The organism is Micromonospora sp. NPDC051924 (assembly GCF_055586005.1).
In genome coordinates this window covers 141714-153452 of sequence record NZ_JBVJJA010000009.1, presented here as the reverse complement: position 1 = coordinate 153452, position 11739 = coordinate 141714, and the positions used below count along the sequence as shown (strand labels likewise).

At 73.0% G+C, this 11739-nt stretch carries 11 protein-coding genes and 1 pseudogene; 8 read left to right on the top strand and 4 right to left on the bottom strand.

Going from position 1 to position 11739, the window contains the following annotated elements; genetic code table 11:
* The first annotated feature begins 294 nt into the window (after positions 1 to 294).
* Positions 295 to 3192, top strand: a complete 2898-nt coding sequence (locus tag ACZ6S5_RS10180) for a glycoside hydrolase family 48 protein (RefSeq protein ID WP_465999684.1) — start codon at positions 295 to 297, stop codon at positions 3190 to 3192.
* 280 nt (positions 3193 to 3472) lie between these two features.
* On the opposite strand, the pseudogene ACZ6S5_RS10175 reads toward ACZ6S5_RS10180, so the two are convergent.
* Positions 3473 to 3707, bottom strand: a pseudogene (locus ACZ6S5_RS10175) (DUF3159 domain-containing protein); the annotation flags it as partial.
* A gap of 84 nt (positions 3708 to 3791) precedes the next feature.
* Between ACZ6S5_RS10175 and ACZ6S5_RS10170 the strand changes: the two are divergent.
* A complete protein-coding gene (locus ACZ6S5_RS10170; protein WP_465999651.1) occupies positions 3792 to 4679 on the top strand; it encodes a phosphatase PAP2 family protein in 888 nt (295 codons plus the stop codon).
* Here the strand turns inward: ACZ6S5_RS10170 and ACZ6S5_RS10165 are convergent, their stop codons facing one another.
* Positions 4680 to 5129: a YbhB/YbcL family Raf kinase inhibitor-like protein gene (locus tag ACZ6S5_RS10165; protein WP_465999650.1), complete on the bottom strand. Its 450-nt coding sequence runs from the start codon at positions 5127 to 5129 to the stop codon at positions 4680 to 4682.
* Between the two features lie 109 nt (positions 5130 to 5238).
* Here ACZ6S5_RS10165 and ACZ6S5_RS10160 point away from each other — a divergent pair, with 109 nt between their 5' ends.
* Complete coding sequence (locus ACZ6S5_RS10160; RefSeq protein ID WP_465999683.1) at positions 5239 to 5910, top strand: maleylpyruvate isomerase family mycothiol-dependent enzyme; 672 nt, start codon at positions 5239 to 5241, stop codon at positions 5908 to 5910.
* A 6-nt stretch (positions 5911 to 5916) separates the two neighbouring features.
* Here ACZ6S5_RS10160 and ACZ6S5_RS10155 read toward each other — a convergent pair whose 3' ends face one another.
* Together ACZ6S5_RS10155 and ACZ6S5_RS10150 are read right to left on the bottom strand one after the other, a co-directional pair.
* Positions 5917 to 6753 carry a DUF1028 domain-containing protein gene (locus ACZ6S5_RS10155; protein WP_465999649.1) on the bottom strand — a complete coding sequence of 279 codons (837 nt, stop codon included), beginning with the start codon at positions 6751 to 6753 and terminating at the stop codon, positions 5917 to 5919.
* A gap of 39 nt (positions 6754 to 6792) precedes the next feature.
* Positions 6793 to 8007, bottom strand: a complete 1215-nt coding sequence (locus ACZ6S5_RS10150; RefSeq protein ID WP_465999648.1) for a low temperature requirement protein A — start codon at positions 8005 to 8007, stop codon at positions 6793 to 6795.
* A 160-nt stretch (positions 8008 to 8167) separates the two neighbouring features.
* Between ACZ6S5_RS10150 and ACZ6S5_RS10145 the strand changes: the two genes are divergently transcribed.
* The 5 genes from ACZ6S5_RS10145 (at position 8168) to ACZ6S5_RS10125 (ending at position 11725) form a co-directional block, all read left to right on the top strand.
* Positions 8168 to 9148 carry an LLM class F420-dependent oxidoreductase gene (locus tag ACZ6S5_RS10145; RefSeq protein ID WP_465999682.1) on the top strand — a complete coding sequence of 327 codons (981 nt, stop codon included), beginning with the start codon at positions 8168 to 8170 and terminating at the stop codon, positions 9146 to 9148.
* A 1-nt stretch (position 9149) separates the two neighbouring features.
* Positions 9150 to 9947 carry an SDR family oxidoreductase gene (locus ACZ6S5_RS10140; RefSeq protein WP_465999647.1) on the top strand — a complete coding sequence of 266 codons (798 nt, stop codon included), beginning with the start codon at positions 9150 to 9152 and terminating at the stop codon, positions 9945 to 9947.
* An 80-nt stretch (positions 9948 to 10027) separates the two neighbouring features.
* On the top strand, positions 10028 to 10924 hold the full coding sequence (locus ACZ6S5_RS10135; RefSeq protein WP_465999681.1) for an aminoglycoside phosphotransferase family protein: 897 nt from the start codon (positions 10028 to 10030) through the stop codon (positions 10922 to 10924).
* Between the two features lie 127 nt (positions 10925 to 11051).
* Positions 11052 to 11342: an ArsR/SmtB family transcription factor gene (locus ACZ6S5_RS10130; protein ID WP_465999646.1), complete on the top strand. Its 291-nt coding sequence runs from the start codon at positions 11052 to 11054 to the stop codon at positions 11340 to 11342.
* Positions 11339 to 11725 carry a VOC family protein gene (locus tag ACZ6S5_RS10125; RefSeq protein ID WP_465999645.1) on the top strand — a complete coding sequence of 129 codons (387 nt, stop codon included), beginning with the start codon at positions 11339 to 11341 and terminating at the stop codon, positions 11723 to 11725. The genes ACZ6S5_RS10130 and ACZ6S5_RS10125 overlap by 4 nt, the downstream gene beginning before the upstream one ends.
* Positions 11726 to 11739: the final 14 nt, after the last annotated feature.

Here is an 11739-nt window from a genome sequence, read left to right as displayed (position 1 = left end):
GCCCCTACACGAGATCGAAACATCGACCTGTGTGTCATCCCTCCCCGTTGTGGTGGGAGCGCTTCCATGGCACACTCTCAATTCATCGCGACGCGGAGCCAGCTCGCGCGAGGCGTGGGCCGCCGAGGGCACCCGGTACTGCCGGTGCGGCGCCCCGATCCCCGGCACGGCCGGGTCGACCACCTTTCCGGGCGCCTCCGTCCCCCCGCGTACGTCCCGTCGACGCGGGCGAGGCGCCCCGCCGGGGCCTGCGGTCCCGGCCCGGTCCGAGGAGACACCGCGCACATGAGACTCATGGCCAGACGTCGCCGCACGGCGATGTTCGCCGCCACCGCCCTCGCCATCGGCGGGGTGGCCCTGCCGGCCGGCGCCGCTCAGGCCGCCCCGGCCTGCGACGTCCAGTACGTGACCAGCGACTGGAGCAACGGGTTCACCGCCACCGTCACCATCAAGAACCTCGGCGACGCCCTGAACAACTGGTCCCTCAAGTTCGCCTTCCCGAACACCAGCCAGCAGGTGACCCAGGGCTGGTCGGCCAGGTGGAGCCAGTCCGGCACCGAGGTCACCGCGACCAACGAGTCGTGGAACGGCAGCCTGGCCACCGGCGCCGCCACCACGATCGGCTTCAACGGCGCCTTCACCGGCAGCAACCCGAAGCCGACCGCGTTCACCCTCAACGGCGTGGCCTGCAACGGCGCGCCCGCGAACCAGCCGCCGACCGTGTCCCTCGCGGTCCCCGCCGGCCCGTTCCAGGCGCCGGCGGACGTGCCGCTGACCGCCACCGCCAGCGACCCGGACGGCACCGTCACCAAGGTCGAGTTCTACCGCAACGGCCTGCTGGTCAACACCGACACCACCGCCCCGTACCAGTACGACCTGCTGGGGCTGCCCGCCGGCAGCTACACCGTGCAGGCCAAGGCGTACGACAACGCCAACGCCACCGCGATCGCCGAGAAGTCCTTCACCGTGAACCCGGCGACCGGCCCGCAACTGGTCGCCACCCCGACCGCGGTGGGTGTCGACGAGGGCGCCACCGGCACGGTGCGGTACACCCTCACCGCCGCGCCGACCGCCAACGTCCCGGTGACCCTCGCCGTCACCGGGGACAGCGACATCACCGTGTCACCGACCACGCTGACCCTCACGCCGAGCAACTGGAGCACCGGGGTCACCGCCGTCGTCGCGGCCGCGGAGGACGCCGACACCGTCGGCGGCACCGCCACCGTCACCGCCTCGGCGACCGGATACGCGCCCCTCACGGTGACCGCCACCGAGATCGACAACGACGCTCCAGGCGGAAACAACGCGTACCTCAAGAAGTTCCTCGACCAGTACGGCAAGATCAAGAACTCGCGCTACTTCAGCCCGGAGGGCGTGCCGTACCACTCGGTCGAGACGCTGATCGTCGAGGCCCCCGACTACGGCCACGAGACCACCTCGGAGGCGTTCAGCTTCTGGCTCTGGCTGGAGGCGCAGTACGGCCGCGTCACCCAGAACTGGAGCCCGTTCAACAACGCCTGGACCGTGATGGAAAAGTATATTATTCCGAATCATTCGGACCAGGCGACGGCCGGCGCGCCGGGCACCCCGCAGTACGCCGCCGAGTACAACCAGCCCAGCCAGTACCCGTCCCAGCTGCAACCGAGCGTCCCGGTCGGCCAGGACCCGCTCCGCTCGGAGCTGCAGTCCACCTACGGCACCGGCGACATCTACGGCATGCACTGGCTGCTCGACGTCGACAACACCTACGGCTACGGCCACTGCGGCGACGGCACCACCCGGCCCGCGTACATCAACACCTTCCAGCGGGGCACCCAGGAGTCGGTGTGGGAGACCGTGCCGCAGCCGTCCTGCGACACCTTCAAGCACGGCGGCCAGTACGGCTACCTCGACCTGTTCGTAAAGGAGTCGAGCGCCCCGGCCAAGCAGTGGAAGTACACCAACGCCCCGGACGCCGACGCCCGCGCCGTGCAGGCCGCGTACTGGGCGCTGACCTGGGCCAAGGCCCAGGGCAAGGCGGCCGACGTCGCGGCCACCGTGGCCAAGGCCGCAAAGATGGGTGACTACCTGCGGTATGCCATGTTCGACAAGTACTTCAAGAAGATCGGCAACTGCGTCGGCGCCTCCACCTGCCCGGCCGGCACCGGCCGCGACTCGGCGCACTACCTGCTCTCCTGGTACTACGCCTGGGGCGGCGCGTACGACACCTCGCAGAACTGGTCCTGGCGGATCGGCTCCAGCCACAACCACTTCGGCTACCAGAACCCCTTCGCGGCCTGGGCGCTGACCAACACCCCCGAACTCAAGCCGCAGTCGCCGACCGCGGTCTCCGACTGGCAGAAGAGCTTCGACCGGCAGCTGGAGTTCTACGCCTGGCTCCAGTCCGCCGAGGGCGGCATCGCCGGTGGCGCCACCAACAGCTGGGACGGCAGCTACGCCCAGCCGCCGGCCGGCACCGCCAACTTCTACGGCATGTTCTACGACGTCGACCCGGTCTACAACGACCCGCCGTCCAACCAGTGGTTCGGCATGCAGGCCTGGTCGATGCAGCGGATCGCCGAGCTGTACCTGCAGACCGGCAACGCGAAGGCCAAGGCGCTGCTGGACAAGTGGGTGCCATGGGCCATCGCCAACACCACGCTGGGCACCAACTGGTCGATCCCGTCGGACATGAAGTGGACCGGCCAGCCCAACAACTGGGACCCGGCCAACCCGCAGCCGAACACCAACCTGCACGTCGAGGTGACGGTGAAGGGCCAGGACGTCGGCGTCGCCGCCGCCTACGCCCGGACCCTGATCGCGTACGCCGCCAAGTCCGGCAACGCCGCGGCGAAGACCACCGCCAAGGGCCTGCTGGACGCGCTCTCCGCCGCCGCCGACGCCAAGGGCGTCTCGATGCCGGAGAAGCGGGGCGACTACAAGCGCTTCGACGACGTCTACAACGCCACCGACGGCCAGGGCCTCTACATCCCCGCCGGCTGGACCGGGAAGATGCCGAACGGCGACGCCATCGCCGCCGGCAAGAGCTTCCTGGACATCCGGTCGTTCTACAAGAACGACCCGGACTGGCCGAAGGTGCAGGCGTACCTGAACGGCGGCGCCGAGCCGGTCTTCAACTACCACCGGTTCTGGGCGCAGGCGGACGTCGCGATGGCGTACGCCGACTACGGCACCTACTTCCCGCAGGGGTGAGGTGACGACTCCGCCACGGGCGGGCGGCTCCCGCCCGTGGCGGCGGTCGGCCGGGCACAGGGGCCGTCCGGCCGACGCAGCGGACGGACCGGCCCACCGATCCGTCCGGAGTCGAACTTGCCGCGAAAACACGCGAAAATCCCGCCCCCAGGGATCACACGACGGCCGGGAACGGAGTAACGTACGTCACCAAGAGAGGCCGCTCCCCCCGTGGCGGCCTCTCTTTTCATGTTCCCGCAGTGGTGTCCGGATCGGACGGCGCGACCGGATGACGCAGCCCCCCGGTCAGCACCGAGCGCGGCCGGTCCCCCCGGGCGCAGTCGCCACCCGGCCACCGCCGCCCCGGCCACCACCGCGGCGACCACCCCGCCCGCGAGGCCGGCGACCAGCCAACCGACGGCGAACGCCACCGGTGGCACCGTCGCGTCGACCGCCCCGCGCCGGCCACCGAGCAGGTCCGCCAGCGACTCGGGCCGGTCCCGGGCCGGCCGCTCCCGCTCCGGCATGCCGGTCATCCGCGACCCCCTTCCGGCTGCGTCCTCAACCTACGGGACCGCCCGGCGGCCCAACGAGCGGCGAGCCGGCGTGGCCGTTACCGTGTGCGGGTGCGTGAGACGGCGCGCGGTTGGACCGCGGTCTGGTTGGTCGTGCTGGCCCTGGCCCAGGCGGCCGCGTTGCTGCTGGTGTGGCGGTTCGCCGTGCACACCAGGACCGGTCAGTGGCTCGACACGGTCGCGTTGACCGGCAACCGGATCGGGCAGGACCGCATCGACGGGCCGGTGGATCGCATCCTCAACGCCATGTCGGTGGTGTCCCTGCTGGTCGCCACCGCGGCGATCGGCTTCATCGCGCTGATCCGGGGCCGCAAGGCGCTCGCCGTCACCGCCACCCTGCTGGTCGCCGGCGCCAACGCGAGCACCCAACTGCTCAAGCACTACCTGGTCCGCCCCGACTTCGGCATCGACCCGGAACGGGCGGCCGCCGGCAACAGTCTGCCCAGCGGGCACACCGCGGTGGCCGCGTCGGTCGCGGTGGCGCTGATCCTGGTGCTGCCGGCGAAGCTGCGGGTGCTCGGCGCGTTCCTCGGCGCCGGTTACGCGGCCGCCGCCGGGGTGGCCACCCTCTCCGCCGGCTGGCACCGGCCCAGCGACGCCGTGGCCGCCTATCTGATCGTCGGCGGCTGGGCGGCCGTGGGCGGCCTGGTGCTCCTGTTCTTCCAGCGGGAACGGGCGGAGGTGTCGCCGGAGGACGCGCACCGGCCGGCCGCCACGGTGCTCGGCCTGGCCGGACTGGTCGCCCTCGTCGCGTCCGGGCTCGCCCTCGGCTGGCTCTCCGCCCGCTCCGGCACCCCCGCGGACGAGCTCACCCGCCGTCCGCTCTTCATCGGGTACGCGGGCAGCGCGGCCGGCATCGTCGGGACGATGGCCGTGGTGGCCGCGCTGGTCCTCGCGGTGGTGCACCGCCTGGTGCCCCGCTACAAGGGCTGATCAGCGGTAGTACGTGCCGACCATCGTGCCGCTGGCGAACTCCTTGTCGGTGAGCGCGTCGTGCACGTCCGTGACGTGCGGCGTTTCCGGCAACTCCAGCGGGCGCTCCAGCGCGTAGAGCCGGAAGAAATAGCGGTGCGGGTCCTCGTGCTGAGGCGGGTGCGGGCCGGCCCAGCCGGTGGTACCGAAGTCGTTGGGCCATTCCCGGCCCCCCAACGGCACGCCGCCCTCGGCGACCCCCTCCGACCGGGGCGAGATGCCGGTTACCAGCCAGTGCAGGAAGGGAACCTTCCCGCCGTCCGGGTCCTCGACGATCAGGACCAGCTCAGTGGCGTCGGGTACCTGGGACCACTGCAGGGGTGGTGAGACGTTCCCGCCCTCCCGGGTGAAACGCCCGGGGAGCATGTCGTGGTCGTTGAACGCGGTGCTGCGGAGCATGATGCCAGCCATCGTGCGGCCCCTCCTCTCCTCGACCACCGGCGCGTACCCGGCCGGTGGACGGCGAAACGGCGGTGGCAGGCTGGTCCGGCAGCACGGGACGGACCGGACGGGGGAGCGGATGGACACGGTGCGCGCGGCGTTCCGCGACGAGTGCGGGCGGCTGGAGGAGGTGCTGCGTGGCCTGACCGAGGCCGACCTGGACCGGCCCACGCCCTGCCCACCGTGGGCGGTACGCGACCTGCTCGCGCACGTGCGTACGGGCGCCGGACGGCTGGTGGACATGCTCGCCGCGCCGGCCCCGGAACGGGCGGAGGTGGACGCCGCCGGCTACTTCGGGACGGCCAAGTTCACCCCGGAGGTGGACCGGGACCGGATCGACAGCGCCCGGCGGGAGGCGCGCGCGCCGGACGGCGCACCCGAGGTGGCGGAGGGTTTCGCGCAGGCCTGGCGGGCCGCCGACGCGGCCGTCGCCGCACAGCCGCCGGGTCGGCTGGTCCGCACCCGGCACGGTGACGCGATGACAGTGACGGAGTTCCTGCGTACCCGGGTGGTGGAGGTCGGGGTGCACGGCCTGGACCTGGCCGACGCGCTGGACCGGCGGCCGTGGCTGACCCCGACGGCGGCGCAGGCGGTGGCGGACCTGCTGGTCGGCGGCCAGCCGGCGCCTGTCGGGCTCGGCTGGGACGCGGTGACGCTGGTCCGCAAGGCCACCGGCCGGTCCGCGCTCACCGACCGCGAGCGGGCGGTGCTCGCGGAGTCCGGCTTCCGGTGGCTCTCCTTCGGCGGCTGAGCGGGGTCAGCCGGCGGTGCGACGCAGGTGGTCCAGGACGATCGGGTCGATGCGGCCGGGGACGATCCGCTCCTCCAGGTTCTCCACCCCGGCCCAGGAGGCGAGCGCCTCGTCCAGGGCGGCCGCGCCAACCGGGTGCCCGGCGGTGGCCAGCAGCGTGGCGACCTCCTCGGCCAGCGGCCCGGTGAGGTCCCGCAGGGTGGCCGGGTCGGGCTTGCCGAAGAGCATGGTGTGGATGTCGAGCAGGCGGCACAGCTCGGTGACCGGGTCGGGGTGGTCGTCGACCCGCAGGTCGACCAGCTCGTCGCCGGTGCCGGCGTAGCCGCCGCGCCGCTGCACCACCAGCAGGCCGGCGCTCTGCCGGCCCCGGCGGTCGCCGCCGGCCCGGTCGCCGGCGTGCAGCGCGGCCAGCAGCCGCTGCGGGAACGGCAGTTCGGCGCCGCCGAGCCAGGCGTCCCGGACCGCGTCGATGACGTGCGGGCCGGCGAGGATGTTGCCCTGCGCGGCCCAGCCGTCGCCGGCCTGGCCGCCGGCCCAGGGGTGGCAGCGCGGGCCGGTCCAGGTGGCCCCGTCGCCGGTCGTTCCGACGACGCCGACCTGCCGGTCGTCGCGGCCGGGGTCGGCGGCGACGAGGCCGGCCACCACGTCCGCCGCGGCCACGTCGCTGCGCAGCAGCGCCAGCCCCTGCGCGCGGTAGGCCAGGTTGACGTGCGCCTGGGTGGCCACCGCGCCGACCTCGGCCTCGGCGGCCGGGACCAGCGCGCCGGCGGCGAGGAACTTGCTGGCGACGGCGACGCCGTGCAGGCGGCCGTCGGCGGACCGGGCGACGATCGAGAAGGTCACCGGCGGATCCTAGCGCCGGGACCCGGGTGGCGGGGTCCGTCAGAACGGCGGGGCGGCCTCCTCGGGCGGGCGGCCGCGGGCCCGCCGGGTGTCGGCGACCGCCACTGCCAGCAGCACCACGACGGCCGTCGCTGCCGAGGCCAGCGACGCCACGTGCACCAGCAGCGGCATCGACGCCAGCAGGACCAGCATGGCGATCCAGCGCGACGGCGACACCCGGCCGAAGACCTCGTATTCGAAGCGGGCCCGACCGGCCAGGAAGATCGCCGGGCCGCCGAGGGTCATCGCGGCCCACGCGACGTGGCTGTGTCCGGTCGGATGGTCGGCGACCAGCTCGTAGCCGATCGCGGTGGAGACCACCCCGATCACCATCACCAGGTGACTGTCGGCGGCCGAGCGGCCGATGCTGGCGGGGTGGGCGGCCCGGGTCACCGCCTCGGCCAGGATCTGCCCGGCCCGCTGCACGTAGATCCGCCACAGCAGCACCGACGTGAAGATCGCCAGGGCGAAGGCGGCGGTCCGGGGCAGGTCGATCCGATGCCCGCTGTAGGCCAGGCCCGCGACGAGGATCGTCTCGCCGAGCGCGACGAGGAAGAACTGCTGGTACCGCTCGGCCAGGTGTTCCCCGGCGATGTCCCAACGGGAGATGGTGGAACGGCCCAGCCCGGGCACCGGCCAGCCGGTCCGCGTCGCCAGGTACTCCACGGCGAGGGCGATGGTCCAGAGCACCACCCGCGGGTTGGTGGGCAGGAACGCCCCGATCAGCCAGAGCACGCTGGCGAACCCCAGCGTGATCAGCATGCGCACCTTCAGCCGGCGGTACGGGTGCGGGCCCAACGCCATCAGCAGGATCGCCGGCCGGCTCAGCTGCGCCACCACGTAGGCGACGGCGAACGCGAGCCCGCTCGTGCTGAACGCCCGCGGGATCGCCACCCCCATCACCATGCTGCACACCAGCGCGGTGATCACGATCGCCTGGATCCAGAGGTGGTACGGGTCGTACCGGCTGGTCGTCCACGCGATGGCCTGCCAGATCGCCCAGAGCGCGAGCCCCAGCAGCAGGGTCTTGCCGCCGCCGGTGACCGCCTTCCACACCCCGCCGTGTCCCGCCTCCACCGCCAGGTCCTCGAAGGCGCGGGCACCGATCCGGGTGAGCGCGAAGACGAACACCAGGTCGAAGAAGAGCTCCAGGAACGTCGCCCGCTTCGCGGCTTCCTCCACCGGGAGCAGCCCTGGCGGCTCGGCGGCGGTCACGCTGGCCTCCCCCCGTCGCTCCGGCTCATCTGGCAGTGGTAGCACTATTTCCGGATGGAGCGGTGTTTATCGCTCGTATCGACTCGGTCGGGTGCGATCCCGGATCTTGCTCCGGGCGACGGCGAGCGGGCACGATCGACCGGTGACGAATCGATGGGGCATGACGGTGCCGCTCAGCGGCATCCCGCTCGCCGACCACGCCGCCGTCTACGCGGCCCTCGATCGGGCCGGCTTCACCGACGTCTGGTCCTCGGAGGTGGCCGGCACCGACGCGTTCACCCCGCTGGCGCTCGCCGCGGCCTGGCAGCCCCGGCTGCGCCTCGGCACCGCGATCACCCCGGTCTTCACCCGGGGGCCCGGACTGCTCGCGATGAGCGCCGCCGCGCTCGCCGAGGCCGCCCCGGGCCGCTTCGCGCTCGGCATCGGCGCCTCCTCGCCGGTGCTGGTGCGGGACTGGAACGCGGTCCGCTTCGACGAGCCGTTCAAGCGCACCCGGGACGTGCTGCGCTTCCTGCGCGCCGCGCTGCGCGGGGAGACCGTCGACGAGGTGTACGACACCTTCACCGTCCGCCGGTTCACCCTGGAACGCCCGCCGGCCGTGCCCCCGCCGGTGCTGCTGGCCGCGCTGCGCCCGGGGATGCTGCGGCTCGCCGCCGCCGAGGCCGACGGCGTGATCCTCAACTGGCTCTCCGCCGACGACGTGCCCACCGCCCTTGCCGAGCTGGGTGAGCGCCGCCCCGGCTTCGAGGTCGCCGCCCGGATCTTCGTCTGCCCCACCGAGGACGCCGCGTACGCCCGGGCGCTGGGCCGCCGGCTGATCACCGGCTACCTCACCGTGCCCGCGTACGCGGCCTTCCACCGCTGGCTGGGCCGGGACAAGCTGCTCGGCCCGATGTGGGAGGCGTGGGCGGCCGGCGACCGGCGGGGCGCCTCGGCGGCCGTACCGGACGAGGTCGTCGACGCGCTGGTGCTGCACGGCTCACCCGAGCGGTGCGCCGCCCAGGTCCGCCGGTACGCCGACGCCGGGGTGGACGTACCCGTGCTGGCGCTGCTGCCCACCCCGGAGCTGGCCGGCGGTGGCGCCGCCGCGCTGGCCGCGCTGATCCCCCGGCTCGGGCCTGGCAGCGGGAAGGGGAACTGAGATGAATTTGACCGACCGGGTGGCCGTGATCACCGGCGGGGCGGGCGGCATCGGGTCGGCGCTCGCCCGCCGGTTCGCCGCCGAGGGCGCCGCCGTGGTCGTCCTGGCCGACCTGGACGCCGACGCCGCCCGGGCGGTGGCCGAGCAGATCGGGCCGGTCGCGCACGCCGTCGGGCTGGACGTCACCGACGCGGCGCAGGTCCGCGCGCTGGTCGACGAGACCGAGCGGCGGTACGGGCGGATCGACCTGTTCTGCGCCAACGCCGGCGTGGCCACCGGCGGGGGAGTGGACGCCCCCGACGCCGACTGGGAGCGGGCCTGGCAGGTCAACGTGCTGGCCCACGTGCACACCGCCCGGGCGGCGCTGCCCGCGATGCTGCGGCGCGGCCAGGGCTACCTGCTGTTCACCTGCTCGGCGGCCGGCGTGCTGACCGCGGTCGGCGACGCCCCGTACACCGCCACCAAGCACGCGGCGGTCGGCTTCGCCGAGTGGCTCGCCATCACCTACCGGGACGCGGGCATCCGGGTCAGCGCGCTCTGCCCGCAGGGTGTGGACACCCCGATGCTGGCCGACGGGCTCGCCGCCGGGCACCTGGGCGCCCGGGTGATCGCGGCCTCCGGTGCCGTGCTCACCCCCGACCAGGTCGCCGACGCCACCATCGCCGGGCTGGCCGAGGAGCGGTTCCTCATCCTGCCGCACCCGGAGGTCGCCACGTACGCCCGCCGCCGGGCCGAGGATCCGGACGGCTGGCAGGCCGGCCTGCGCAAGCTGGTCCGCAAGCTGCGCGCCGCCGGCTGAGGCGTCCGCCGCGGGCTGCCGGGGCCGACTGATCTCGGTTGCCGCCGAAGATCATGGTGCGGGATGCTGCCGGCGTGCAGATGCATGCTGACCAGCTGGCCGTGCCGGTCGAGACGGTGCGGGCGTTGGTGGACGACCAGTTCCCCGAGTGGCGGGGCCTGCCCGTCAGACGCGTTGCGTCGGACGGGACGGTCAACGCCGTCTTCCGCATCGGCGACCGGTTCGCGGCTCGGTTTCCCCTGCAGCCCCGCGAGGTCGAGTCGGCGCGGCGCTGGCTGGAGGGGGAGGCGGAAGCAGCCCGTGAGCTGGCCGGCGGTATCCGCTTCCCGACGCCCGAGCCGGTCGCCCTCGGGGAACCCGGGGCCGGCTACCCCCTGCCGTGGTCGGTGCAAACCTGGCTGCCGGGCGTGGTGGCGACCGACGACGACCCGGCCGAGTCGGTCACGTTCGCGCACGACCTGGCCGAGTTCATCACCGAGGTACGCGCCATCGACACGCGCGGTCGGACGTTCAGCGGTCAGGGGCGCGGCGGCGACCTCCGCACCCACGACGGGTGGATGGAGACCTGTTTCGGGAACAGCGAAGGGCTCCTGGACGTACCGCGCCTGCGTCGGACGTGGGCGGTCATGCGGAACCTGCCGCGCGACGCCGAGGACGTGATGAACCACGGCGACCTCATCCCCGGCAACGTGCTGGTGTCCGGCGGGCGCCTGGCCGGGATTCTCGACGCCGGGGGGCTCGGGCCGGCCGACCCTGCCCTGGATCTCGTCGGTGCCTGGCATCTGCTCGAGGCGGGGCCGCGACGGGCGCTCCGCGCGGACCTCGGCTGTGACGACCTCGAATGGGAACGCGGCAAGGCGTGGGCCTTCCAGCAGGCGATGGGCGCCGTCTGGTACTACGTCGAGAGCAACCCGGCCATGAGCCGGATGGGTCGACGCACCCTGGCCCGCATCATGGCGGACGGGTCACCCGCCTGAGCCCACGTCCGAACCGGACGGCCTGAATGCGGCCGGCAACGGGCCGAGGCGGTTACCGTCGGCCGGCCGGGATACGGGCCGGTGTCCGCCTCGACAGGCAAGCCGTTACTTGCCTATAGTCGTCCGCATGGACGTCTACCAGGCTCTGGCGGACCCCACGCGCCGGAAGATCCTCGACGAGCTGACCGACCGGGACGGCCAGACCCTGTTCGAGATCTGTGCCCGGCTGGCCACCAAGCACCAGCTCACGTCGTCGCGTCAGGCGATCTCCCAGCACCTCGACGTGCTGGAGGCCGCCGGCCTGGTCGCCACGCGCCGGCAGGGCCGCTACAAGTTCCACCACCTGGACACCCGGCCGTTGCAGTCCATCGCCGAGCGATGGCTCCGGCCCCAACCACCGACAGGAGACCCGACGTGAAGATCAACCTGACCAGCGTCCTGGTCGATGACCAGGCCAAGGCGCTGCGCTTCTACACCGAGGTCCTGGGCTTCGTGACGAAGAACGACGTGCCGATGGGTGAACACCGGTGGCTGACCGTCGTCTCACCCGAGCAGCCGGACGGGGTCGAACTCCTGCTGGAGCCCGACGCGCACCCGGCCGCGAAGGCGTTCAAGGAGGCCCTGATGGGCGACGGCATCCCGTTCACGTCGTTCGCCGTGGACGACGTCGCCGCCGAGCACAGCCGGCTGCGGCAGCTCGGCGTGCTGTTCACCCAGGAGCCTGCCGACATGGGCCCGGTCGTCACCGCGGTGTTCGACGACACCTGCGGCAACCTGATCCAGATCGCCCAGCACAAGTAGTTCATACGAGGGGC